The sequence below is a fragment of the Priestia sp. RMT2NF4 genome (assembly GCF_047872835.1).
Classification (GTDB): Bacteria; Bacillota; Bacilli; order Bacillales; family Bacillaceae_H; genus Priestia; species Priestia zanthoxyli.
On record NZ_JBLQZO010000005.1, the window covers coordinates 167584 to 191999 of the forward strand.

22 protein-coding genes are annotated in these 24416 nt (G+C 36.9%); 13 read left to right on the forward strand and 9 right to left on the reverse strand.

Annotated features, from left to right (window positions below; genetic code table 11):
* Window positions 1-7: 7 nt before the first annotated feature.
* Both ACMX9J_RS20270 and fabZ read left to right on the forward strand, forming a co-directional pair.
* Window positions 8-829: a flagellar hook-basal body protein gene (locus tag ACMX9J_RS20270; RefSeq protein ID WP_033580402.1), complete on the forward strand. Its 822-nt coding sequence runs from the start codon at window positions 8-10 to the stop codon at window positions 827-829.
* 83 nt (window positions 830-912) lie between these two features.
* Window positions 913-1347: a 3-hydroxyacyl-ACP dehydratase FabZ gene (fabZ, locus tag ACMX9J_RS20275; protein WP_013059788.1), complete on the forward strand. Its 435-nt coding sequence runs from the start codon at window positions 913-915 to the stop codon at window positions 1345-1347.
* 28 nt (window positions 1348-1375) lie between these two features.
* Here fabZ and ACMX9J_RS20280 read toward each other — a convergent pair whose 3' ends face one another.
* Both ACMX9J_RS20280 and ACMX9J_RS20285 read right to left on the reverse strand, forming a co-directional pair.
* Complete coding sequence (locus ACMX9J_RS20280; protein ID WP_028411995.1) at window positions 1376-1798, reverse strand: helix-turn-helix domain-containing protein; 423 nt, start codon at window positions 1796-1798, stop codon at window positions 1376-1378.
* A 523-nt stretch (window positions 1799-2321) separates the two neighbouring features.
* Window positions 2322-2759 (reverse strand): YwpF-like family protein, encoded by a 438-nt coding sequence (locus tag ACMX9J_RS20285; RefSeq protein ID WP_028411996.1) that lies wholly within the window; start codon window positions 2757-2759, stop codon window positions 2322-2324.
* Between the two features lie 96 nt (window positions 2760-2855).
* On the opposite strand from ACMX9J_RS20285, the gene ssb reads away from it, so the two are divergent.
* Complete coding sequence (gene ssb / locus ACMX9J_RS20290; RefSeq protein ID WP_028411997.1) at window positions 2856-3218, forward strand: single-stranded DNA-binding protein; 363 nt, start codon at window positions 2856-2858, stop codon at window positions 3216-3218.
* 282 nt (window positions 3219-3500) lie between these two features.
* Here the strand turns inward: ssb and ACMX9J_RS20295 are convergent, their stop codons facing one another.
* The 3 genes from ACMX9J_RS20295 to ACMX9J_RS20305 form a co-directional block, all read right to left on the reverse strand.
* Window positions 3501-4547: a LysM peptidoglycan-binding domain-containing protein gene (locus ACMX9J_RS20295; RefSeq protein WP_028411998.1), complete on the reverse strand. Its 1047-nt coding sequence runs from the start codon at window positions 4545-4547 to the stop codon at window positions 3501-3503.
* A 297-nt stretch (window positions 4548-4844) separates the two neighbouring features.
* The gene (locus tag ACMX9J_RS20300; protein ID WP_049166295.1) at window positions 4845-7475 is read right to left on the reverse strand and encodes a DEAD/DEAH box helicase; all 2631 of its coding nucleotides are present in this window, start codon (window positions 7473-7475) and stop codon (window positions 4845-4847) included.
* Entirely contained in the window at window positions 7468-9030 is a 1563-nt protein-coding gene (locus ACMX9J_RS20305) for a hypothetical protein (RefSeq protein WP_048021738.1), read from the reverse strand. Before ACMX9J_RS20305 ends, ACMX9J_RS20300 begins: the two co-directional genes overlap by 8 nt.
* Before the next feature lie 241 nt (window positions 9031-9271).
* Here ACMX9J_RS20305 and galU point away from each other — a divergent pair, with 241 nt between their 5' ends.
* The 3 genes from galU (at window position 9272) to ACMX9J_RS20320 (ending at window position 12460) form a co-directional block, all read left to right on the forward strand.
* Window positions 9272-10156: a UTP--glucose-1-phosphate uridylyltransferase GalU gene (galU, locus tag ACMX9J_RS20310; protein ID WP_416226125.1), complete on the forward strand. Its 885-nt coding sequence runs from the start codon at window positions 9272-9274 to the stop codon at window positions 10154-10156.
* 246 nt (window positions 10157-10402) lie between these two features.
* Window positions 10403-11686, forward strand: a complete 1284-nt coding sequence (locus ACMX9J_RS20315) for a nucleotide sugar dehydrogenase (RefSeq protein ID WP_028412002.1) — start codon at window positions 10403-10405, stop codon at window positions 11684-11686.
* A gap of 66 nt (window positions 11687-11752) precedes the next feature.
* Complete coding sequence (locus tag ACMX9J_RS20320; RefSeq protein ID WP_028412003.1) at window positions 11753-12460, forward strand: WecB/TagA/CpsF family glycosyltransferase; 708 nt, start codon at window positions 11753-11755, stop codon at window positions 12458-12460.
* Window positions 12461-12496: 36 nt separating this feature from the next.
* Here ACMX9J_RS20320 and ACMX9J_RS20325 read toward each other — a convergent pair whose 3' ends face one another.
* Window positions 12497-14026, reverse strand: coding sequence for a flotillin family protein (locus ACMX9J_RS20325; protein WP_028412004.1), 1530 nt, complete (start codon window positions 14024-14026; stop codon window positions 12497-12499).
* Between the two features lie 20 nt (window positions 14027-14046).
* Window positions 14047-14580 (reverse strand): hypothetical protein, encoded by a 534-nt coding sequence (locus ACMX9J_RS20330; protein ID WP_416226126.1) that lies wholly within the window; start codon window positions 14578-14580, stop codon window positions 14047-14049.
* A gap of 629 nt (window positions 14581-15209) precedes the next feature.
* Between ACMX9J_RS20330 and ACMX9J_RS20335 the strand changes: the two genes are divergently transcribed.
* The gene (locus ACMX9J_RS20335) at window positions 15210-16262 is read left to right on the forward strand and encodes a glycosyltransferase family 4 protein (RefSeq protein WP_013059776.1); all 1053 of its coding nucleotides are present in this window, start codon (window positions 15210-15212) and stop codon (window positions 16260-16262) included.
* Window positions 16263-16300: 38 nt separating this feature from the next.
* Here ACMX9J_RS20335 and ACMX9J_RS20340 read toward each other — a convergent pair whose 3' ends face one another.
* Together ACMX9J_RS20340 and ACMX9J_RS20345 are read right to left on the reverse strand one after the other, a co-directional pair.
* Complete coding sequence (locus ACMX9J_RS20340) at window positions 16301-17299, reverse strand: LCP family protein (RefSeq protein ID WP_028412005.1); 999 nt, start codon at window positions 17297-17299, stop codon at window positions 16301-16303.
* A gap of 195 nt (window positions 17300-17494) precedes the next feature.
* Entirely contained in the window at window positions 17495-18130 is a 636-nt protein-coding gene (locus ACMX9J_RS20345) for a YigZ family protein (RefSeq protein ID WP_013085443.1), read from the reverse strand.
* A 438-nt stretch (window positions 18131-18568) separates the two neighbouring features.
* Between ACMX9J_RS20345 and ACMX9J_RS20350 the strand changes: the two genes are divergently transcribed.
* From ACMX9J_RS20350 to ACMX9J_RS20375, 6 genes are all read left to right on the forward strand, one after another.
* Window positions 18569-19717, forward strand: coding sequence for a sensor histidine kinase (locus ACMX9J_RS20350; RefSeq protein ID WP_013059773.1), 1149 nt, complete (start codon window positions 18569-18571; stop codon window positions 19715-19717).
* 77 nt (window positions 19718-19794) lie between these two features.
* On the forward strand, window positions 19795-20478 hold the full coding sequence (locus ACMX9J_RS20355) for a response regulator (RefSeq protein WP_013059772.1): 684 nt from the start codon (window positions 19795-19797) through the stop codon (window positions 20476-20478).
* A 378-nt stretch (window positions 20479-20856) separates the two neighbouring features.
* Window positions 20857-21288 carry a flagellar export chaperone FliS gene (gene fliS, locus ACMX9J_RS20360; RefSeq protein ID WP_080754497.1) on the forward strand — a complete coding sequence of 144 codons (432 nt, stop codon included), beginning with the start codon at window positions 20857-20859 and terminating at the stop codon, window positions 21286-21288.
* Between the two features lie 120 nt (window positions 21289-21408).
* On the forward strand, window positions 21409-21846 hold the full coding sequence (locus ACMX9J_RS20365; RefSeq protein WP_033580405.1) for a YaaR family protein: 438 nt from the start codon (window positions 21409-21411) through the stop codon (window positions 21844-21846).
* Window positions 21847-21952: 106 nt separating this feature from the next.
* Entirely contained in the window at window positions 21953-22798 is an 846-nt protein-coding gene (locus tag ACMX9J_RS20370) for a DegV family protein (RefSeq protein ID WP_033580406.1), read from the forward strand.
* 97 nt (window positions 22799-22895) lie between these two features.
* Entirely contained in the window at window positions 22896-24386 is a 1491-nt protein-coding gene (locus tag ACMX9J_RS20375; protein WP_028412010.1) for a DEAD/DEAH box helicase, read from the forward strand.
* Window positions 24387-24416 lie beyond the last annotated feature (30 nt).

A 24416-nucleotide genomic window follows, 5' to 3' on the forward strand; every position in this document is an offset into this window, starting at 1 on the left:
GAAGAGAATGAACCGTACAATGATAACAGCGGCTAATACAATGGGGCAGCTACAGCAGCAGCTTGATGTCATCAGTCACAATTTATCTAATACAAATACGACAGGATATAAATCGAGAGACGCTTCATTTAACGATATGCTGTATCAACAAGTAAATAATCAAGTAGACCAGGGAACAGAAAAGCGGCTTACACCGTCTGGAATTCGACAAGGTTCAGGAGCTTATCTAGACCAAACACGCTTAAATATGACGCAAGGTGCTTTTGAAAATACAGACAAACCATTAGATGTAGCTGCATCAAATCCAAACGTTTATTTTCAAGTTGCCGTAAACGATTCCGAACAGCCTGTACAATATACGCGAGATGGTTCATTTCACCTTAGGCCTGAAGGCCCCAACAATGTTAAATTAGTAAACGGTTCTGGCCAGGATGTGCTGGGGGAAAATGGTCAAGCTATTATTTTCAGTAACGCATTTAAAGATATACAGATTGATGGAAGTGGAACGATAACGGTTACTACGAATACGGGCGTTGACCAGTTTACCCTTGGGTTAACAAATGTCCAAAAGCCGCAGGAGCTAGAAGCTAAAGGAGAAAATCTATTTGCTTTTCCAGCTGGGATGAACCAACCGAATATGTTTACAGATCTGACTGGAAAAGCTCGAGAAACAGCAGGCGTAGATCAAGGGAAATTGGAACAGTCAAATGTAGATTTGAGCAAAGAACTCACTGATATGTCCATTGCCCAACGTGCGTATCAGTTTAATTCCCGCTCTATTTCAATTGCAGACCAAATGATGGGCTTGGTGAATGGAATCAGAGCTTAAGCAAGTAGTTGCTTCTCAATTGAGCATTCTGTATATTGATAATAGTATCGTATGTTACATGCGGTTTGAAAGGAGACTTATTTATGCTTGATATTGAACAAATTAAAGAAATTATTCCACACCGATATCCATTTTTATTGGTCGATCGTATTTTAGAAGTGGAAGAGGGAAAAAAAGCAGTTGGTTTAAAAAACGTATCTGCCAATGAAGAATTTTTTAACGGGCATTTCCCTGACTATCCTGTGATGCCAGGGGTTTTAATTGTAGAAGCTTTGGCTCAGGTAGGAGCAGTAGCTATGCTAAAAAAAGAGGAAAATCAAGGACGTTTAGCATTTTTTGCAGGCATTGACAACTGCCGTTTTAAAAAGCAAGTAAGACCTGGTGATCAACTGCGTTTAGAGGTTGAAATTGTACGTGCGCGTGGATCTATTGGCAAAGGAAAAGGTATCGCAACTGTAGATGGAGAGTTAGTCTGCGAAACAGATATTATGTTTGCTTTAGGCGATAAAAAAGAATAGTACATAAGAGCTGCTGATGCAGCTTTTTTTATTGGCGCTGCAAAGCAGAAAAAAGTTTCTTTAATAAAGGTATAATATCCGTTAGCAACTCTTTTTGAAGAGTTGGTGACAGAGATGAAAATTGTAAGAGCACATGTTTTAATAAGGGCTGTTTATCTATGAGGGTTAAAATGGTATTTTCCTGTGAATCCGATTCACGTTTTCTTGTTAAGTAAAGAAGTTGGAAGTCATGTAAATAATCTTGTTTATAAGAGGAAGGCTCAATAAGTTGGTCGAGCGTAATTTGAAAACAATTACATAGAGATAGAAAATCAAAAATGGAAGGCGTTTGTTTCGAACATTCCCATTTTGAAATAGTTGTACGAGAAACATTCAACTGATTTGCTAATTCTTCTTGTGAAAATCCTCCTTTTAGTCTGAAATGTTTAATTCTTTCTCCAAAATCTTTCATATGCATCACCTGATTTCGTAAAGATAAGTATATGTCTTATTGTTCGAATGTAGTTCATGTTCTTTGTAACATGCTTAATTTGCACAATATGAAACATATACACTTTACTTTCTGCAATAGAGGGAATAAAACCTGTTTTTATTTCTTTTTTTTCTCTAAAAAGATTCATTTTTCTGCATGGATATAAAAAAAAGAACAAAAATAGAGGTTTTTATAGTAAAAAAATCCTATTTTTTGTTCGGTATATTGAAAAAAATGGTTGAATAACGGGGAAAAATGCATTAATATACGAATTACAAAGAAAAAGGAGTGAAAAAATGACAAATTTTTATTTGAAAAGGCAAGGTGCTCGCATAAGAGATAATCGCTTCAAACGTTCTAGTCATGCACATTTATTTTTAGGAAAAAAAGAAAGGTACCTCTCCAGTGAGTTCTCTTTTCTTTACCCTTCTCATGGACCAACGAAAAAGACCTCAAACAATAATCCTCTCTTTTAAATCCAGACACCTTGAGATGACTTGACTTATTTTTTAGATGTACTTTTTACCGGTCTGTTTCGAAGCTGCAGTTTGAACTGTTGAAGTAAATCTTGACCTGATAACCCTTGGTTAATTAAATCCTCTAAGAGCATTTCAGCATAATGAAGTCTCCGTTCTTTTAAAACACCTTTCATCAACAAACTAATACGATTTTCACCAATTGAAGTAATGGAAGCCACGGTAGCTATAAAGGTAGCTGGATCATTTGTTTCTTTCGTAATTTTAGCTTCTACCGTCACTTTTTGTTTATCTTTCAACAAAACATGAAATTCATCGTACCATTTCTTATCGATAACTGCTTCTAAAATCCAGTTATTTTCGCCGTCTTCTTTATTAATAATAAGGCCATTAGTTAGTGAGACAGACTGACGCTTTTCTTGATCATCAACCAATTGAAATGACACAAGTTTAAATGTTTTCATTGATGTTTCCTCCTTTACGTAAATAGTAGGTTATCCATATTATAACATGAATGAGCTTAAAGATTCCCATTATTCAATCAGTTGGAGTGGTAGACTATGATTAACCATATTGTTCTTGTAGGAAGACTGACAAAAAAGCCGGAGCTTCGATATACCCATGAAGGGATTGCCGTATCTACTATTACGTTAGCAATTAATCGAACGTTTCGAAATGTTGAAGGTGAATATGATGCTGATTTTGTCAACATTACTCTGTGGAGAAAAAATGCAGAAAATACAGCTGCTTACTGTGATAAAGGAGCGGTTGTAGGCGTGGTAGGGCGTGTACAAACGCGCACATTTGAAAATAATCTTCAGCAACGAGTATATATGACCGACGTTGTGGCTGATGCGGTTAAATTTTTAAGTGGAAAGCCATCTGATTCTTCTTCATTTGGTTCAAATCAACAAGAAGAATAAAGTAATCTAGTATGAAAGGGGGTGATTAGTTCAGCTAAGGTTTTAATTCCCCTTATCTATCATAATAGAAGATAGATCCTCCTTAAGAGCAAGGCTCTTTCTATATTCTCAAGAGAGAAAATTAAAGTATTCACTATCCCCGAATTATTCCTCTATTTCAGCCGTTAAATTATTTAACGGTTTTTTTAATGAAAAGATCCGAATGAGTTTGATTCTCCATCAAGAATCAAACTCATTCGGATCTTCCTTCAGCTAACATACTCTTGTCTCAGCTTCTATCAGTTATTTAGCAAACCTTTTTGCACCCAAGTAGCGCTTGCTCCAGTAGCTGTTATCTAAGCTTGCAATGGTTACACCGGTAGAAGATCCAGCATGAATAAATTGACGATTACCAAGGTAAATGCCCATATGTGTAGGGCCGCTAGAATATGTATTAAAAAACACTAGGTCACCAGGCTGTGGATTACTTACGGGTGTTGATACACTCCAATAACCAGCCGTCGTATAGCGCGTTGTAGAAATTTGTTGTTTCATTACGTAATAAATGAATCCGCTGCAGTCGAAACCAGAAGGAGTTGTGCCACCCCATTTGTAAGGAACACCCATATAACGTTTTGCATCTGAAATCATTTGCGATACATTTAATGTTCCGCTAGAAGTTGAAGGTGTTGATGTACTTGGTTTTGTTGTTGGCGTAGTTGTTTGAGCGCTTTTTGATACCTTTAATTGTTGATTTACATAAATCGTATTAGACGTTAATCCATTTATTTGTTTTAATTCGCTCACGCTCATGTGAAATGCCGAAGCTATTTTAGACAGGCTATCTCCACGCTGAACTTTGTAAGTTCCGTTTGCATCCTTAGAAGGAGTTTCTGCTGGTTTACTCGTAGTTGGAGTCGATGCGCTGTTGCTTCCATTTACTTTTAACGTTTGGTTAATATAAATGATGTTGGAAGAAAGAGTGTTCAAACGTTTTAATTCTTCTACGCTCATATTAAAACGAGTAGCCACTTTCCAAAGGGTATCGCCGCTTTGAACTTTATAGGTTGAACCAGTAGCAGGAGCTGAAGGCTTTTCTTCCTTATTAGATGGTTGAGAGGTTGAAGCAGAAGGAATCGATAACGTTTGTCCTATGCGAATTGTATTTGAAGATAACTTATTTACGCTTTTTAAAGCTTCTATCGTTGTATGATATTTAGTAGATAACGACCAAAGTGTATCTCCAGCTTTCACTTGAACAGTTGAAGCAGATGCTTCAGCTGAAGCTTGATATAAGAATGTCCCGCCAACAATGGCGCCTAGAGATAAAGCGAGCTGCCTTTTTTTCATTAATAAATCCCCCTAATTATGTAAATGTTTCGTGTTTATTTTTCCAATATGTCTATTAAATTACAAAAATATTATATGTATAAATATGCTGGAATTTAAAGAGAAAGTAAAGGGTCTTTTTCGCTATAAAAATACCTTTTTATTCAAAAAACGATATTTATCGCGTTTTTTGTATCTTTATCAGTAGTTGAAGAACGATTTACACTTATTTTTTTGTGTCGAATGATCTAATAAAAAAAGAGGACAAGTAAAAAAGTCCTCTTTTTGGTAACGGTGTAACACATTTTATAATTTTTCTTATTCATTTCTGTAAGCAAGAAGCTCTTGTAGCTCTTTATTCGAAAGTTCTGTTACCCATTGATCTCCTTGGATGAGTTCATTGTTGAGATGTTGTTTTTGATTGATCACTTCATCAATTTTTTCTTCAATCGTTCCTCTTGTAATGAATTTATGAACATGAACAAATTTATTCTGACCAATGCGATGGGCCCGATCGGTTGCCTGGTTTTCAACGGCTGGGTTCCACCATCGGTCAAAATGAATAACGTGATTTGCAGCTGTTAAATTCAATCCAGTTCCACCTGCGCGAAGAGAAAGGATAAAGATGGCTTTTTTCCTTGCTTGAAATTGAGCAACCATTTCATCTCTTTGCTCTTTTGACAAACTTCCGTGAAGGAATAAAACCGGCTCGTTGATTTCTTTTTCTAAGGTTCTTTGTAGCATGAGTCCTGTTTCAATATACTGAGTAAAGATTAAACAGCTTTCTTGCTGTGTGCGAATGCTCTCTACGAGTTCAATAATTTTTTCACTTTTATGAGATCGCCGTACCGTTTGTTTAGCTGCACTTTCCTTTAAGTACAAAGCTGGATGATTGCATAATAATTTTAGCTTATTTAGTGTTTGCAAAATCATGCCTTTTCGTTCAAATCCTGTTTTTTCCTCTGTTTCTTGAAGCATTTCTTGAACTAGCTCCTGGTAAAGTGAAGCTTGTTCCGCTGTCAGCGGGATATATTCTTTTTGTTCTTGTTTATCAGGCAGTGAGCGGGCGATGCTTTTATCTTGTTTTGTTCTTCTCAATAAGAAAGGTTGAATGAGTGCTTTAAGCTCAACAGTTCGTTCAGGTTTCTCGCCTTTTTCAATGCCGGCTACAAATCGGTTTTTAAATGAATTGATTGTTCCTAAGTAACCGGGATTGATGAATTCAAATAATGACCATAGTTCCAGCAGACGGTTTTCAATTGGAGTTCCAGTAAGCGCAATTTTGTGTCTTCCTTGCAGCTGACGAATGGCTCTCGCCTGTTTAGTCTGCGGGTTTTTAACATGTTGCGCTTCGTCTAAGGAAATGCTGTTCCATATAAACCCTTTCAACAATTCGACATCCAAAAGGGCAACTTGATAAGTCGTAATCACCACGTCAGTACTTTCACATATCTTCTCAAATGCATCTCCGCCGGTTCTTTTCGGCCCGTAATGAACATGAACACGAAGAGAAGGGGCAAATTTCTGTAATTCTTTTTCCCAGTTTCCAATTAAAGAAGTTGGGCAAACGATAAGAGAAGGAAAGCTATGTAACTGATGAATGTTTGTTAAATAACTAATTAATTGAATGGTTTTACCTAGCCCCATGTCATCTGCTAGACATCCTCCTAAGTTAAACTTTCTCAAAAACATGAGCCAATTCAAGCCTTGCTGCTGATAAGGTCTTAATATCCCTTTAAATTCAGAGGGAGGCAGCACTTCCGGCAGCCGTTCTAAATCCGTTAAGGATGTAATAAATGATTGAAAGGAAGCGGGGAGTTGGAATTCAACTTTTACCTCTTCTTCATCAGTTTTACTGTCTGCCATGTAGGTTAGCTTCGTTTTTAAAATTTCATGAATTGAGACGCCTTTTTTACTAGCTTCTTTAACAATTTTCTGCGCTTGTTTAATTAATCTAGAATCCAGTTGAATCCACTGTCCGTTAATAGATAATAATCGGCGTTTTTGTTCGACTAATTTCCGAAACTCTTCTTCTGAAAAAGTTTGATCGCCAATAGAAAATGACCAGCGGAAGCTGCTGATAGCTTGTTTACCAAACAATGCAGATGAAGTATTTTCTATAGCGCCAGATACTTTTATGGTGGCTTTTTTTAATGATTCCCACCAGCTTGGCAAATGGATAGAGACACCTTGTTCAATCAATGCTGCACTATCTTGAGTTAGAAATTCCCATACTTCCTCATCTGTTAGGACAGACTGAATAAACGCTCCTTTTTGGTATAAAGTAGGAGCCAATGCTTTCCATCGTTCGTGTTCGTAAGCGATATATGATTCGTAGTGATTCCACTCTTTAGGAAGTGTTCTTCCCAGTATAAAAGGTTCTTTGGCTTCATCGTGGGGAATCACAAATGTTTCAGCCGTCCATACATCTCCATCGGTCGTTGGCTCTACAACACGCAATGAAAGGTCAAAGGGAGGATTATAGCTCTCGCCTCCTATGCTTATTAAAAAGTCTTTTCCTTCTTTTTTTAATAGGCTCTCTTTAATTTGTGCTCGCCACTCTTGCTCATCAGCTTGTGAAAGCGATCCAGTCATTTGTTTTTTTAAAGGAAGAGAATGAAATTTCCCTTGGATAATCTTCTTTGTCATATCGACTGCAATTTGCTGATAATCTTCCGCTGAAGCGGACAAAGCCGGTTTCAACACATGCTGTTGAATAGGTGATTGTATGAAAGTGAACATTTGCCATGCAGAAAGAAGAATTCCTTTTTTTCCATTAATCTCAACCTGTGTAGCTTCACTTCCGTAATAGGTCTGTTCATGCCATAGAAACAGCGCATCTTTCCATGTATCAGGGAGCAAAATTTGGCCGCTAGGTGATACACAGTAGAGAAAAAAGTCATCGTGTACAGGTTCGACTTCAAGTGTTAAATGAAACAAATCAAACATTCAGTAAATCTCCTTTTTCTAATAGTTGTTGAAATGCGCGCTGTTTCTTCGTTTTTATCGCTAATTCTTCTATATAATGTTCCCATAGTAGAGAGCGATTCATTTGTAGATAAAGTCTTTTTAATTCTTGTAAGTAGATATAGGCTTCTTGATAACTGCTTTTCTTTTTTTCATAAATCAGCTTTGAAATCATTTGATGATAAAGAGGAATAACCAGCTTTTCATCTTTTTGTTTTAAGGCCTCTATCGTTTGCTCGTCATATTTGATGCTGTCATATTGAAGAAGCACCTGTAATTCAACCCATTTTTTTAATTGGTTAGAAGCATATAGAAAATCACTGTATTCAATAAAACTATAGGGAAGTAATGTTTGCAATGCTTCAGTATACAAAGTTTGCTCGTTCGTTAAGTCTTTATAGTGCTGAAATAAATTTACAATCATGGAGACCATATTTCGGCTTCCTTGATAAGTAGTTGGAACGGTGCGTACGTAATCTCCTATATAGGTCATTATATAAGAGCCCCACTGAGCAAAGCGGTCAGTTTCTTTTTCGTGCAATAAATCATTTAACCAAGGGATAAGATAGGGAATCATTTGTAATGTTCCATCGCTCAAACGTTCTTTTGCTTCTCTATCTTTTTCTTGAAGAAATAAAAGATAGGAAAGAGCTGTATTATTTATAAAAGAACCATGCTTGGCTTTTAATTCGCGTTCCTCATTTTTTCGCCATCTTTCTAACGTGAAGACTTTTTGCCAAATAACCCGATAAATTTCAATACGCTCATATTGTAAAGGTATATCATTATGCAATAATTCTCGGATGTATGGGATGCTGTCCTCTATAATAGATAATGCATCCCGATCGTATTTCGTTTGCTTTAATGAATCAGCGGTAGCATAAATTTCATTTGTTATTTTGTAGACGTGACTATATACGAATGATTCCTCGATGTTAGTAGAAAGCTGATGTGCCTGTAATTGAGCTGATAGTTTATAAAATGTATGAACCGCTCCATAGATACAAAATAAAGCATAAAGCAATGGATGCTCAGGAGCTTTTTTCACTAAAGAACGGTAATAGTACTGATAATATTCATGATAAATGGACCGGTCATTTTCGTTCCGCCCCTGCATAAAAAGCGTATACTGCTCCTCAAAAGTTTGTCTCCACTCTTGAAAAGTTGCCTTGGGTTTTTTTAACACTTGTTTGGCAGATAGCATAGTCAAAGCTTCTTTCTCATGGTTTCGCCATTCTTTGAATAGGGGCGAAAGCGGTTCTATTAATGAATACATATAAAAAAACGCTGCAAAGCAGTGTTCACAAAATCCGTTATGCTGACAAGAACAGGTACTTTCAGGGAGCAGCTGTTTGTTTAGTTCAACATAAAACGAATCGATTTTAACGTTTAATATCTGTTCATCATTGTGCAAAATGAAGAATGAATGGGTACGGTAAAGGTCTAGTCCTGCTTGGGCATTTGTACGATAGCGTGCATCACTGTACGGGAAATGATGTATAAATTGGTGCTGTAAGTGATCTGAAAACGAACTCATAATCCCATTCCTTTCTATACATAAGTGGAACATAAAATTATATTTATAAGTGATTAATTTTCTTTTCATTATAAATGATAAAAATAGAATTATACAAAATCTTTTGTTATGATAAAGCAGAATCCAACATGACTCTTTATAAAAAGAAATGGATTCAACATGACTTTGTGTACATACTCAATCGAAGACTTACTATACTATAACCAATAAGCACGATTGACATTGACAGGAGGAAAAGTAAGTGAAAATTCGTAAAGCTATTATTCCAGCAGCTGGATTAGGGACACGCTTTTTGCCGGCTACAAAAGCACAGCCTAAAGAAATGCTGCCAATTGTAGATAAACCAACGATTCAATACATTGTGGAAGAAGCAGTAGCATCAGGTATTGAAGATATTTTAATTGTAAGCGGTCGCGGAAAACGAGCAATCGAGGATCATTTTGATAAATCATATGAGCTAGAAGAAACATTAGCGGCAAAGGAAAAGTGGGACATGCTTGAAGAAGTGCAGGGGATTTCGAATTTGGCTAATGTTCACTATATTCGTCAAAAGGAACCTAAAGGATTAGGTCATGCCATTCACTGTGCAAGAAGTTTTATCGGAGATGAACCGTTTGCTGTTATGCTAGGGGATGATGTAGTCCAATCAGAAACACCTTGTTTGAAACAGTTAATGGACGTATACGAAAAATATGAATGCGCTGTAGTTGGTGTACAGGAGGTGCCTAGGAAAGAAACCTCAAAGTACGGAATTGTAGGTCCTAAAGGAGAGCCTCTTGAAAAAGGATTATTAGACGTAGAAACGCTCGTTGAAAAACCGAATCCAGAAGATGCCCCTTCAGGCTATGCAATTATGGGGCGCTATATTTTAACACCGGAAATTTTTGATATCTTAAGCAGAGAAGAGATTGGTGCAGGAGGAGAAATTCAATTAACAGATGCTATTTTACGTCTGAATGAATTTCAACGTGTTCTTGCTTATTATTTCGAAGGAAAACGTTATGATGTTGGAGATAAATTTGGATTCATTAAAGCAACAATTGATTTAGCCTTACAAAGAGAACCGCTGCGAGAAGAGTTAGTGAGCTATTTTAAAGAAATTGTCGAAAAAGAAGGGCATATGTAAAAATAGATTTACTAGGAGAACTATTGGGAATCATGGAGATTTTCAATAGTTCTTTTGGGTTAGAGCCCGTTGTACAAAAGATGGTTATATCGTTTATTGATGAATTCTCATAAAATGTTACATAATAATAAGTAAAAGAAATTATTTCATGTTTTTATATAAATGCTATCATGAAATGACATTTTTCGATATAATATCAGATAGGTTTTATTTATTAAGCATGTCATATAAAGGAGATTTTCTGCAATGACAAAGAAATTGTGTGTAGTTGGTTTAGGATATATAGGTTTACCGACAGCTGTTATGTTTGCCAATCACGGCTTATATGTACATGGTGTTGACGTAAATGAAAAAGCAGTAGAATTAATTAAAAATAAGCAACTTCATATAGAAGAAAATGGCTTACAAGAACGTTTAGAATCAGCAGTTGACAACGGCCACTTTACGGTAGGCACAACAGCTGAAGAGGCGGATATTTTTATTATTGCTGTACCATCACCAATTAATGAAGATAAAACGGCAAACTTGAACTATGTTCGAGAAGCGACAAAATCAATTGTTCCTTACGTTCGTAAAGGAAATTTAGTTATTTTAGAATCCACAGTTCCTCCGCGTACAGTAGAAGACGTTATGCTACCTGTGCTAAAAGAAACTGGTTTAGAATTAGGCAGTGAGTTATTTGTTTCTCACTCACCTGAACGTGTTATTCCAGGAAAAGTATTTGAGGAACTAGTAAATAATGACCGTATTGTCGGTGGTATTAACGAAGAGTCCAGTCGCTTGACTGTTGAGCTTTATAAAACATTTGTAAAAGGAAATATTCACGTAACGGATGCTACAACAGCTGAAATGGTGAAAGTAATTGAAAACACATATCGTGATGTGAACATTGCCTTTGCAAATGAGCTGGCAAAAATCAGTGAAAAAATTGGTGTAAATGCGTGGGAAGCGATTAAGTTAGCGAACTATCATCCACGTGTAAACATCCATTTACCAGGTCCTGGTGTGGGCGGCCACTGTATTGCTGTTGACCCTTGGTTCTTAACGGAGCTTCAGCCAGAACTTGCGAAAATTATTTCTCTTTCTCGTCAGACAAATGATTCAATGCCTGAATATACAGCATTAAAAACGAAAAGCCTACTAGATGAGAAGGGCATTCAACATGGACGTGTAGCTGTTTTAGGTTTAGCTTTTAAAGGAAATATTGATGATATGCGTGAAAGTCCATCAACGGATGTGCTTCATCACTTAGAAAAGCTAGGTGTTGATTACACAGCATTTGATCCTCATATCAAAGAGAATAAAATCGAACGTCAGACGCAAAGTTTGGATGAAGCTGTTGCACATGCAGATGTGATTCTTATTTTAACAGATCATAATGAGTTCAAAGAGCTTCTTCCATCAGCTGTTGAAAATCATATGCGTACAAAGATTATTTTTGATACGAAAAACTGCATTCAGCGTGATCAATGGAAAGCAGCAGGCTTTGACGTAGTGTTACTTGGTGATTCAAAAGTTTCTACTTTATAAAAAGACGGGCTGAACAGCCTGTCTTTCGTTTGTAAAAAACTAAAAAATCAACATACGGGTGATTTAATGAAGGAAAACATCTTAGGAATAGACGTTTGTAGCGACACGTACGATGAGCTAGCGGCAAAGTTACTTCAGGATATAGATAAAGGCCGAAAATCATTTATTGTAGCAATCAATCCTGAAAAAATTATGAAAGCACAAGAAGATCAGGAACTAAAGTCACTGTTAAATCAAGCGACTTATCAAATTCCAGATGGAATCGGTGTGATTTTAGCTTCAAAGCTCAAAAAGGGACGTATTCGTGAGCGTGTAACGGGTATTGATATGATGCTGAAGCTGTGCAAAGAAGCAACTAATAACGGTAAAAGAATTTTTTTATACGGAGCCAAGCCTGGCATTGCAGATGAAGCCAAAGCTAAATTGGAAGAGATGTTTCCAGGGATTTTAATTGTTGGAACATTAAATGGCTATGAAAAAAATGAAGAAGTCATTGAACGTACGATTAATGATTCAGGAGCAGAAATTGTGTTTGTCGCTTTAGGCAGTCCAGCGCAAGAAAATTGGATTATTGCTCATAAAGAAAAACTCAATCCTTCTGTTTATCAAGGCGTAGGCGGCTCGTTTGATGTTATTTCAGGACGATTGAACCGGGCACCGGCTGTTTTTCAAAAATTTGGTTTAGAGTGGCTTTATCGACTATTAAAAGAACCATGGAGATGGAAGCGTCAGTTAGAATTGCCTAGGTTTCTTCTTCGAGTGTTAAGAGGTTAAAAAAGCATGCGGATGATATCCGCATGCTTTTTATTTTTAGATATCTTCTTTTTTGTTTTGTTGCTTGATTTCATCCGTTAGTTCGTGCAAGCTCTGGCGCACATTTCCTTTTCCAGAAAAGTTCTCAATCAATTCCTTTACATCTATACCTGAGGATGCTTTCAGCGATTCTTGAAGAGAAGACATTAAGTTTGTTGCATAACCAGTCACTTTATTAGCTCCGCTGTTTTCACCGTTGCTTCCTGTATCCACAACCGTAATTTTATCGATATTTGCTAAAGGACTTGCAACTTGTTTTGCATATTCAGGAAGCATTTTGATAATCATATCTAAAATAGCCGCTTGACCAAACTGCTCGAATGCTTCCGCAACTTTTTGTTTAGCCTCTGCTTCTGCTAAACCTTTTAAGCGGATAATCTCAGCTTCAGATTCACCTTGGGCACGCTGAGCGTCAGCTTTTGCTAAACCATCAATTCGAACGCGTTCAGCTTCAGCTTTAGCCATTGCTTCAATTCGATATTTGTTGGCGTCAGCTTCCGCAAGCTGTTTTGCTTTTTCAGCTTCTGCGGATTGCTCAACAGAGTAACGATCTGCATCTGCTTTCTTTTTTACTTCAGAATCGTATTGACGCTCACGACGAAGAATTTCTTTTTCTTCTAATTCAATTTGTTTCTGACGTTCAATAATGCGGATTTGCATTTCTTGTTCTGTTACATCTTGTTTCGCGCGAGCTGTTTCTAGATCATACGCTTGGTCAGCACGAGCTTTGGCAATATCTTGTTCGCGACGATATTCAGCGGTTTTTAATTGATTCATTTTTTCAGCTTCCGCGATTTCTGTATTTCGCTCAAGCTCCGCTTTTTGGGCATCTTTATGAGCCTCGGCACGCTTGATTCTTGTTTCTTTTTCAGCTTCCGCTGTTGCAATGTCAGCATCTCGCTTAACTTGAGCAATACGAGGCTTCCCTAGCGATTCTAGATAGCCGTTCTTATCCCGAACGTCTTTAATTGTAAACGATACAATAATTAATCCCATTTTAGCTAGATCTTGTGAAGCTACGCGCTGTACTTCTTGAGAGAATTTTTCACGGTTTTTATAAATTTCTTCGACCGTCATAGAACCAAGAATCGAACGAAGGTGACCTTCTAAGACTTCTCTAGCTTCGGTTTCACGATCTTCTTTTGCTTTGCCCAAAAACTGCTCAGCGGCCGTTGCGATTTCTGAAATAGAACCTCCAATTTTGATGATTGATACCCCATCAGCCATAACTGGAACACCTTGTTCTGTATATACTTCAGGTGTAGATACTTCCAGTTTGCTTGACAACAAGCTCAGAGGCTCAGCCTGCTGAAAAACTGGCAGCACAAACGTACCGCCGCCGCGAACAATTTTAATGCGGTTTCCGGATTCATCGACGTGCACGTTTTTATTTCCGAGATAGCTCCCTGTTACAATTAACGCTTCATCTGGACCTGCTGTACGGTATTTTGTAATAAATACGGCAATCAGCGCAATTAATAAAAAAACAACAATTCCAACGACAACTAATATAGGTGTTGAAAACATAAAACTCCCCCTAATACTATTTATAATGAGTGATTGGTCATAATTTCTTCGTAAATCACAACGAGTGCGTTGCCCCTTTGTATATCTACCACAAGCACTTTGCTGCCTAAAGGTATAGCAGTGTTTTTAAAGCTGGCAGCGGGTTTGGAGATCGTGCCGCTAACCCCTTCGATAAATACTTCTCCATAACCATCTGCAGGAACGGAAGTAATAATGGTACCAAGTCTTCCTTTTAACGAATCTTCAGTAAAAGCAAGAGACTCTTCAGCCGATGATAAAGGAATCAATACGAAAACGTTGAGCAAAATAACGAGTAGAAGGGCAATAAGAGCGGAAATCGAAATAATCCAATAATTTTGCAATGACGTATAGGTGAACAAATATCCACTGGCACTAAAGAATGTTAAAAAAGAAAAAAGAAGAGTGGGGTTAAAAAAAGGTATCGCTTCAGATAATCCATCTAACAAATCGCTAAATAAAATGTATAAGAAGGTGAGACTTCCGCAGATAATTAATCCATACAAATACACTGTTTGAACAGATAGACCAAACATAGTTCATTCAACACCCCCTTTATGTAAGATGATTGATACTGTTTCTACTATGTATTACGAACCGTATCAAAAAAAGTTTCATTTTTTTGATAAAATTCCTTTTTTTGTTTGATTTTATCTCTGTCCATTTCACTATATTTTAACTTTTAAATGATATAAGATAAGGACAACGATTCAGCGAATGTGGTTTGAAGTAGTGGACATGCATAGGTCAAAAGTTTGTTCATATAATGAGTGGGGCCATGTGAAATAAAAATAAAGGTTTAAATATGCTTAATAAAAAGGAAAAAGAGTTAAAGATGACGAATAAATTAGACGAAAAGGGGGGAGTTCGCTTATATTTTAATAAAATATAGTAAAGAAAATGTTCTACATAAAATAACCACATAAGAATAAAGTAAATCAGCTGTTTATACACCAAAAAATACAGTTCTTTTCTATTAATAGTTTGTAAATGTGCTAATTTTTGAGAATAAATTTCTATTTAAGTAGTAGAATCATTGTGATATAATCCATTTTGGGAATAAGTAAGTAATTATTGTTATACGCAATTTGAAATACTATCCAATTATATAAAGTTGGATACATTTTTTATGGTTTTGGTTAACATAAACCTGAGGAGGGTCTCCATGCTATATTTGACCTTGTTTATTTGTTTTATTACATCTATTCTGATCACTCCGCTGGTTAAGAAGCTGGCGTTTAAAATAGGTGCAACGGATAAACCAAATCAACGAAAAGTTCATCAAAAAATTATGCCTCGCCTTGGAGGTTTGGCGATATTTTTTAGTTTTCTTATTGGATACCTCGTTTTACAGCCTGACAGTAAATATGCGCTGCCGATTTTAATCGGAAGCATCATTATCATCATTACCGGTGTCTTAGATGATATGATTGAGCTATCCGCTAAAATTAAATTAGGCGGTCAGCTAGTAGCGACATTAATTGTTGTTGTATACGGTGGAGTCCAAATTGACTTCATTAACTTGCCGTTTGGCGGAAAATTAGAATTCGGAATGTTAAGTATTCCAATTACGGTATTATGGATTGTAGGAATTACCAATGCTATTAATTTAATTGATGGATTGGATGGATTAGCTGCCGGCGTTTCCTCTATTGTATTGATTACCATCTCTGGTATGGCTATTATGATGGGTAATGTGTTTGTGACAAGCATGGGTTTCATCGTATTGGGAAGTACGCTCGGATTTTTGTTTTACAACTTTCACCCCGCTAAGATTTTCATGGGCGATACAGGAGCACTATTTTTAGGCTATATGATTTCTGTATTGTCTCTGTTAGGATTTAAAAATGTAGCGGTTATTTCCTTCATTGTTCCAGTTATTATTTTAGGGGTACCAATTTCAGATACGTTCTTTGCTATTATTCGCCGAATCGTAAAAAATCAACCGCTATCGGCTCCTGATAAATCTCATTTGCATCATTGCTTGTTGCGCTTAGGGTACAGCCATAGACAAACGGTTTTAATTATTTATGGAATGAGTGCGATATTTGGCTTAGCGGCAGTTATCTTTTCAAAGGTACAAACAATGTGGGGGTCTTTTCTTGTACTAGCTATCCTCCTTGTGGCGATTGAAATTATCGTTGAAAAAATAGGATTAGTTGATAAGACATATAGGCCAATTCTTAACATGGTTCGTGGGCTTCGTTTAAAAAATTAATTAAAAAGACCTCTTGGATATCCAAGAGGTCTTTTTAATTATTCTGTTGTATCTGAAGTTGATTCAATGCCTAAATGCTTGCGGAGCTTTTCACTTACTTTTTCCACTGAATCATTGTCTAGTTTGAAGTAGTAAACGCCGTTAATTTTTTCATCGCTACCGTCTAAGTTAATGGTTTCGATGTCTACTTTTTTCGAAGCGTAATCATAAAACGAAAGCATTTCACCGAACATTAAATTCGTTTTCATATTATCGCCAACAGCTTCGATAAGATTGCCATATTTATTAAGTGATCCAATGGAAGCAGCTTTTTTAATCATGGCTTCGATCAACTGCTGCTGTCTTTTTCCTCGCTCAATATCGTTGTCTTGTTTTCGTGTTCGAGCAACAGCTAACGCTTCTTCACCATTTAAATGTTGGTTTCCTGGTTTTAAGACAATAGCATTATGACGATCTTTTGAGTCCTTTTCACTCATCGCATAAGGTACATCAAAATCGATTCCCCCAAGTGAGTCTACAATGTCTGTGAAAGCTTTAAAATTCACTTTAACATAGTAATCAACAGGGACATTAAACAGCTGTTCTACCGTTTCTACAGTTGCTTTTGGACCTCCGTACGCATGCGCATGCGTAATTTTATCTTTTTTGTTCACTTCAGGTATATAAACCCGCGAATCTCGAGGTATGCTTACAAGCTTTACGGTTTTATTTGTTTCGTTAAAGGTCGCCAAAATCAAAGCATCTGTACGGGCTGATTTTCCGAACTTCCTGGTTTCACTGTCATCTACGCCCATAAATAAAATGGATATATCATCTTTTTTGGGATCGATTTTACGATCACGCATAGGAGAGTTATCGCGATCTCCAAGTCCTTCATAAGAATCAGAAGCTACTGTTTTAGCCTTAACAAATAAATAAGAGCCATAAGCGGTTGCAGAAAGCCCTAAAATAAGGATAGGTAACAGAAAAAATGTAAAAAGCCTTCGTTTTCTTTTCCGTTTGTTTACTCTTTTTTGAAAACGTCTATATTGAGCCATACGGTTTCTCCTTTTATTCGTATATTCGAACACTTATTGTGACACTTAGTATGTGTTATAAATTGGAATGTATGAATCAAACTCGTCAAAGCAATGCGTCTTTACGAGGTTTTTACTCATTGACAAGTAGCGCAACCATCAGAATAGTTGCGCTATTTATCAATTGTACAATGTTTTTTAATAAGAGTAAATAATTCATTCTACATCTTCTTCTAAATAGGTCGTCTCACCTGCTCGAATATCTGCTTGGCCGTTTGTTAGCTCGGTCATCCATTCAGTAAATGCTTCTGTTTGAGCTTCCTCTACAAATGTTTCAATCTCTACCATGTCTGCGTAGTGGATTTCTTTTAATAGATAAACGGAACTGCGAAGCTCATTTTCTAATTTTCCAAGCCATGTATAGTCGACGGTTGTATGCATAACCGCCATGAGAGTTCGTTTGACTGTACCTAATTCATTTAACGCTTCGGAAACGGATTTTCCATACGCGCGCACTAATCCACCTGCGCCCAATTTAATACCTCCGAAATAGCGCGTAACGACGACTACCGTATCTTTTAAGCCTCTCTTTTTAAGCACTTCTAACATTGGTACGCCTGCTGTTCCACTTGGTTCTCCATCATCGTTTGCTTTTTGAAATTGATCTCGTTCTCCAATTAGGTAAGCTGAACAGTTATGAGTAGCATTCCAGTGCTGTTTTTTAATGTCTTGAATAAATTGCTGGGCTTCTTCCTCAGTTGTTACACGTTTCATATGACAAATGAATCTAGATTTTTGAATAGTGATTTCATGTGAACCTTCTTGTTTTACGGTATAATATTGTGATAACAATCAAAAAATCCTCCTTAGCGTTATAAATAGAAGAAAAACGGGTATTTACGTACTGTTTACTTGCTATTAGTATAAAATGTTTATGAAAAGACATCAATTAATCAAATTCAACATCACTTAAACAAGCCATACAGAATATACGTTATAATAAAATAGTGTGCAGGCTTGTATAGCTAAATAATGAAATGATTTAAACAGGCAGTTAGTCACTGTTGAAGAGTGAGCGTAAATGGTAATCTATTCAAATAACGCGAGTCAAGCGTCGATTGATGTCGAGTTTGAGGGTACTAAAACAACCGTTACTTTTTGGATATAAAAAGTCAGATAGGGAGAAAATATGGATCTTATCCTCACAATTCAGATAGGTCATACGAATACTATATATAGCATGAACGTATAGACATTTCTCCGAATGTGAGTATAGTTTGGGGTGAGTAAATGTCGAAACATAAATTAACAAGCAAGGCACTTGATGAAATTTTTGAGAAGATTATTGGCACAGTGGGAGATAGTAAAAATGAAGTCTATCGCCTTTCTGAAGATGCCAGACAAGAATATCAGCAAATTAAAGAAGAGTTAGAAGTGTTAAAAGGAAAAGTTCTTGAGACGATAGAGCAAGGTGATAAATTGGAAACTCAGGCAAGGTTGGCTCGAAAGCGTTTGTCTGATGTGAGCCGACATTTTCAAATTTATTCAGAGCCTGAAGTAAAAGACGCTTATGAAAAAGCACACGAATTACAAACTAAGCTGCTGATGAATCAGCAAAGCGAATATCAGCTGCGTAATCGTCGAGATGAACTAGAAAGACGCTTGCTTACATTGGAAGAAACGATTAAACGTGCAGATCACTTAGTAGGTCAAATTTCCGTTGTGTTAAATTATTTAACAAGTGACTTAAAACAAGTAGGGGAAATAGTAGAAGATGCTATTCAAAAAGAGTATTTTGGCTTTCGGATTATTGAAGCTCAGGAAGAGGAACGGAAACGTTTGTCAAGAGAGATTCATGACGGCCCAGCTCAAATGCTTGCAAATGTTATGATGAGATCGGAATTAATTGACCGAATTTACCGGGAACGTAGTGCAAAAGAAGCAATGGAGGAAATTCGAGATTTACGAAAAATGGTTCGTTCTGCCCTATACGAAGTACGTCGAATTATATATGATTTAAGACCGATGGCACTTGACGACTTAGGTCTAATTCCGACGCTGCGTAAATATCTTGATACAATCGAAGATTATAACGAAGGCAAGCCTCGGATTACGTTTATTTCCATTGGACAAGAGAAGCGAACTGCTTCAAAATTAGAAGTAGCACTGTTTCGTCTAGTGCAAGAAGCTGTAACGAACGCATTAAAACATGCAGACGCGACGGAAATCCAGGTGAAGATAGAGTTCAACAATGAACACGCTATTTTGCTGGTCAAAGATGACGGCTGTGGTTTTAATCAAGAAGAGAAAAAAGAGAATTCGTTCGGCTTAATAGGAATGAAAGAGCGTGTTGATTTGTTAGATGGGACTATTTCTGTTCATTCGAAAATTAACCAAGGCACGCTTGTTATGATTAAAGTACCGATTATAGCCGCTTAAAAAGGCAGAGATATGTATATAAATAGGGGTCAATATAGAGTAAAACATTTGTTGTTCGATTTGGGGAGGAATCAAACATGCAGACAAGAATTATCATAATCGACGATCACCAATTATTCCGTGAAGGAGTAAAAAGAATTTTAGATTTCGAAAAAGATTTTGAAGTAGTTGCAGAAGGTGACGACGGTAGCGAAGTTATTGACCTTGTAGAAGAACATCAACCTGATGTTGTAATCATGGATATTAACATGCCGGCTGTGAATGGTGTAGAAGCTACGAAAAAGCTTGTAGAAGTAAATCCGGATGCTAAAGTTATTATCTTATCTATTCATGATGATGAGACGTATGTAACTCATGCCTTGCAAACAGGGGCACGAGGCTATCTGCTAAAAGAAATGGATGCGGATGCGTTAATTGAAGCGGTGAAAGTAGTTGCAGAAGGTGGTTCATATTTACACCCTAAAGTAACACATAGTTTAGTAAAAGAGTACCGTCGACTAGCAGCTCAAGGACAGTCGTCTTCTTATCCGCACGAACCAATTGAGATTCGCCGTCCACTGCATTTGTTAACACGTCGTGAGTGCGAAGTGCTACAATTGTTGGCTGATGGTAAAAGTAACCGAGGAATCGGAGAAGCATTATATATTAGTGAAAAAACCGTTAAAAACCATGTGAGTAATATTTTGCAAAAAATGAATGTAAATGATCGCACGCAAGCTGTTGTTGTGGCAATCAAAAACGGTTGGGTAGAAGTAAGATAAGTTCAAAAGTCCGATATACCGCTAGGTATATCGGACTTTTTTTTTCTTTTTATAACTTTTTTTGAAATTGTGGGTAAAAAGTCATGTGTAATGAGAGAGGAAACCAACCGATAAGTTAAGGGAAGAAGATATCTTCTAGGAAGGCGAAGGGTGATACCTCTGTGCATTTACTCGTCCTTCAACTTTCGACAAAAGCATCCATACCTCAAAACAATGTCCATCCATTTGATGCAAGCTCTTGTAAAGGAAGGTCTTCAATACATTCAGATACATATGAGGTCGTAAAAGAATTTATTCAAACCTCAACTGGTATACTTTAAAAATTTAAGAGTTATAGCGCAACACATAGAAAATGGATTTAAAGAAGGCAAGAAGGTGATGAAGCTGAATTTTATAACGGAAGAATTAATCTATCATAAATCTCCTCAAGAGCTAACAGCTATGATGTATGAAAAATTTATTCAAAATATTGATGAAGCTGTTAGAGCAATTCAACACAGCGATTATTTTACAGCGAATGAAAAAATTAAACAGTGCAACGATATTTTATATCGTCTAGGAATTGGCTTAACATATCAAGCAGGTATTATTGCAGAGCATTTAGATACCCTTTACAACTATATGTCTGAGAGATTAATTATGGCTAATTTAAAAAAAGATACGTTTATTTTATGTGAAGTTCAACAAATGATGAAGAAGCTTTCTAACGCTTGGAATGAAGTGTTAAAAGAGACGCCTAAAGTTACCTCTTCGCCCCGCAAAAACAAGCTGTCTTCTTATGAACAGCACATACGTATTACTCTTAGCTAAAGGATAATCATCATATCCACGCATCAGATGCCTCTCGAAACTTTTCAGCTAATCAAGCAAGCGCATCTAAAAGTCTAAACTGAATGAAGTGTATACTAACAGAGAAAGGAGAGATACATAGTGGAGTTACAGCGAATTAACGGTCTTTCTTCTTCCGTGAATCTCATTAGAGAAAAAGAAGTAAGTAGTTCGGCTTCATTTACAGGAGTAATGGTAAAGAAACAAAAAGAACTGACCTATGAACATTTAACTCAAGTGATAAATAAAATTGAAGAACAGGGAAAGCAGTTAGTAAAAAGTCAAACTATTGATTCTTTGCGGAAATACAAGACGCTTGTGAAGCAGTTTATGAACGAAGTCGTTAAAAATGGTTTTGAACTGCATGAAGAAAGAGGATTTAACCACAGAGGAACCACTAAAGTATATAAGCTAGTGAAAGAAGTGGATACGAAACTAGTTGACTTGACAAACGATATCCTTCAAAAAGAAAAAGACAGTTTAAATTTACTCAAGCAGGTAGGGGAAATTCAAGGTTTGTTAATTAATATGTATACGTGAAGGAGCTTTTACTAATAGGTAAACCTCTCGTTACATGCATTTTAATCCTAAATGTTGTAGAATAGAGTGAAATTATTTTATATAACAAAGGATGGATCCCTATCTTATGAAAACAGCAATTATTACAGATAGTACCGCCTATATATCAGAGGAAATTCGATCAAACTATCATATACATATGGTACCGCTAAGCGTTATTTTTGGTGAAGAAACATATCGTGAAGAAGTAGATATGACTGCAAATCAATATTTTGAAAAAATTAAAGAAGCAAAAAATCTTCCAACCACTTCTCAGCCTGCTATTGGAGAATTTGTAGAGTTGTTTGAACAGTTAAAACGAGATCAGTTCGATGCTGCTATCGTTATTACGTTATCTAGTGGAATTAGCGGAACGTATCAGGGTGCTTTGACGGCAGGTAGCATGGTAGAAGACTTTGATGTGCACGTATTTGATTCAGAAATCAGCTGTATGGTTCAGGGCTTTTATGCGATTGAAGGAGCCGAGATGGTCCGATTAAATAAACATCCTGACGAAATCATTGCGCGTTTCGAAGAGATGAAACTATCAATGCGTGCGTATTTTATGGTAGATGATTTATCTCACTTACAGCGCGGAGGTCGCCTAAATGCTGCTCAGGCTATTATTGGCAGTCTTCTTCAAGTAAAGCCCGTGCTCCATTTTGAATCTAAAAAAATCGTTCCGTTTGAAAAAATTCGTACGCGTAAGCGAGCATTAAAACGAATTACCGAGCTTCTTGATGAAGATGCAAAAGAAAACGTACCTATGAAAGCTGTAGTTATTCATTCTAATCGTGAAAATGAAGCAAAAGAAATTCAACGAGACTTAGAACAAGAATATCCTCATATTGAATGGAGCCTTTCTTATTTTGGGGCTGTCATTGGCACGCATTTAGGTGAAGGTGCCATCGGTATAGGCTGGTATAAAAAGTAATCGAAAACCAAATCATTTGATTTGGTTTTTTTGCAGGAAAAAACACCTTTTTTTGCGTATATAGATGTGTACGATAAAAATGGAAAGGAATGAAGAGATGCTTTTTACTGTTAAACAAGAACTGCTAGATCCCGTTCAAGTGCCTAGTCCTGATGCTTTTCCTCTCTCTCAAATCGATACGTGGAGAACTCCACCTTTAAATCCTTCATACCCTTACTCTTTAGATCTTCAGCGCTCTTTAAGCGGAAAGCAGCTGCTACTCAATCAGACTCCCTATCCTTTACCCCTCATTCATGAACATTACCTAAACGGATATATTTCCTATCAAAAAGCAATAACCCAAAAAGAAAATCGATATAGATGCAACCGGTGTGGAAGTGATAGCCCTTTTTATTTCGCTTCATTTCCATGCAGTAGATGTCACCAGAACTGCTACTATTGCCGAGCATGTATTGTAATGGGCAAAGTAAGTGAATGCACACCCTTTATAAACTGGGAAGGGCCAGCAAGTAATGTCCTGCCAAAAAGCAGCGTGATGAATTGGAAAGGCACGCTGTCTAAAGCTCAAGAACGTGCTTCAAATGAACTCATTCAAGCTATAAAAAAGGATGGAGAGCTGTTAATTTGGGCTGTTTGCGGAGCAGGAAAAACGGAAATTTTATTTAAAGGTATTGAATCCGCGTTGAACAGCGGAAAGAAAGTCTGTATTGCTACTCCAAGAACAGACGTGGTTATTGAGTTAAAGCCAAGAATTCAATCGGCATTTCCGGATATATCTGTGCTGGCTATGTATGGAGGCAGCGAAGACCGTTTTCATGAATCCTCTCTTATTATTTCCACCACTCATCAACTTTTGCATTATTATCAAGCATTCGATGTGCTGATTATTGACGAAGTAGATGCATTCCCGTATTCAACGGAGCCTATGCTGCACTATGCTGTTGCAAAAGCAGCTAAACACGTTGCGTCAAAGATTTATTTAACAGCGACTCCAAGTGAATCATTAAAAAAAGACGTTGAGCAAGGAAAAAAACAAGTAGTTAAAATTCCAGCCCGCTATCACCGAATGCTTATTCCTGTTCCTCGGTTTGAATGGTGTGGCAATTGGAAGAAAAAAATAAAAACAGATACCTTGCCTGCTAATGTTGAGAAATGGGTAAAAAAAAGAATAGATGAAGGGAAACAATGCTTTGTCTTCGTCCCGCAAATTAAGTGGATTGCTCCGATCACAGACATGATTCGAAAGCTGACCGAAAAGGTAGACGGTGTCCATGCTGAAGATTCCCAGCGAAAAGAAAAAGTAATGAAATTTAGAGAAGGGCAGCTCGTTATTTTAGTAACGACAACCATATTGGAGCGAGGCGTAACGGTTCCCAACATAGATGTTGCAGTATTGGGAGCAGAAGAAACGATTTTTACTGAAAGTGCTCTTGTGCAGATTTCAGGAAGGGTGGGGAGGAGTGCTCAATTTCCAACGGGAGACGTGGTCTTTTTTCATTATGGACAATCTCTGTCTATGCGAAAAGCAAAAGGACATATTGAACATATGAATGCTCTAGCTTATAAGGAAGGGCTGATTGATCGATGACAATATGTCTGATTTGTTTTGAACCTCTTG

What these genes read in the sequence shown, in the direction of transcription:
- ACMX9J_RS20370 (WP_033580406.1), top strand. Translation starts at nt 21,953, where the DNA reads ATGAAAACAGCAATTATTACAGATAGTACCGCCTATATATCAGAGGAA.
- ACMX9J_RS20325 (WP_028412004.1), bottom strand. Translation starts at nt 14,026, where the DNA reads ATGTTTTCAACACCTATATTAGTTGTCGTTGGAATTGTTGTTTTTTTA.
- ACMX9J_RS20330 (WP_416226126.1), bottom strand. Translation starts at nt 14,580, where the DNA reads ATGTTTGGTCTATCTGTTCAAACAGTGTATTTGTATGGATTAATTATC.
- fliS (WP_080754497.1), top strand. Translation starts at nt 20,857, where the DNA reads ATGAAGCTGAATTTTATAACGGAAGAATTAATCTATCATAAATCTCCT.
- ACMX9J_RS20320 (WP_028412003.1), top strand. Translation starts at nt 11,753, where the DNA reads ATGAAGGAAAACATCTTAGGAATAGACGTTTGTAGCGACACGTACGAT.
- ACMX9J_RS20340 (WP_028412005.1), bottom strand. Translation starts at nt 17,299, where the DNA reads ATGGCTCAATATAGACGTTTTCAAAAAAGAGTAAACAAACGGAAAAGA.
- ACMX9J_RS20300 (WP_049166295.1), bottom strand. Translation starts at nt 7,475, where the DNA reads ATGTTTGATTTGTTTCATTTAACACTTGAAGTCGAACCTGTACACGAT.
- ACMX9J_RS20285 (WP_028411996.1), bottom strand. Translation starts at nt 2,759, where the DNA reads ATGAAAACATTTAAACTTGTGTCATTTCAATTGGTTGATGATCAAGAA.
- ssb (WP_028411997.1), top strand. Translation starts at nt 2,856, where the DNA reads ATGATTAACCATATTGTTCTTGTAGGAAGACTGACAAAAAAGCCGGAG.
- ACMX9J_RS20315 (WP_028412002.1), top strand. Translation starts at nt 10,403, where the DNA reads ATGACAAAGAAATTGTGTGTAGTTGGTTTAGGATATATAGGTTTACCG.
- ACMX9J_RS20270 (WP_033580402.1), top strand. Translation starts at nt 8, where the DNA reads ATGAACCGTACAATGATAACAGCGGCTAATACAATGGGGCAGCTACAG.
- fabZ (WP_013059788.1), top strand. Translation starts at nt 913, where the DNA reads ATGCTTGATATTGAACAAATTAAAGAAATTATTCCACACCGATATCCA.
- ACMX9J_RS20355 (WP_013059772.1), top strand. Translation starts at nt 19,795, where the DNA reads ATGCAGACAAGAATTATCATAATCGACGATCACCAATTATTCCGTGAA.
- ACMX9J_RS20335 (WP_013059776.1), top strand. Translation starts at nt 15,210, where the DNA reads ATGCTATATTTGACCTTGTTTATTTGTTTTATTACATCTATTCTGATC.
- ACMX9J_RS20375 (WP_028412010.1), top strand. Translation starts at nt 22,896, where the DNA reads ATGCTTTTTACTGTTAAACAAGAACTGCTAGATCCCGTTCAAGTGCCT.
- ACMX9J_RS20350 (WP_013059773.1), top strand. Translation starts at nt 18,569, where the DNA reads ATGTCGAAACATAAATTAACAAGCAAGGCACTTGATGAAATTTTTGAG.
- ACMX9J_RS20295 (WP_028411998.1), bottom strand. Translation starts at nt 4,547, where the DNA reads ATGAAAAAAAGGCAGCTCGCTTTATCTCTAGGCGCCATTGTTGGCGGG.
- ACMX9J_RS20305 (WP_048021738.1), bottom strand. Translation starts at nt 9,030, where the DNA reads ATGAGTTCGTTTTCAGATCACTTACAGCACCAATTTATACATCATTTC.
- ACMX9J_RS20280 (WP_028411995.1), bottom strand. Translation starts at nt 1,798, where the DNA reads ATGAAAGATTTTGGAGAAAGAATTAAACATTTCAGACTAAAAGGAGGA.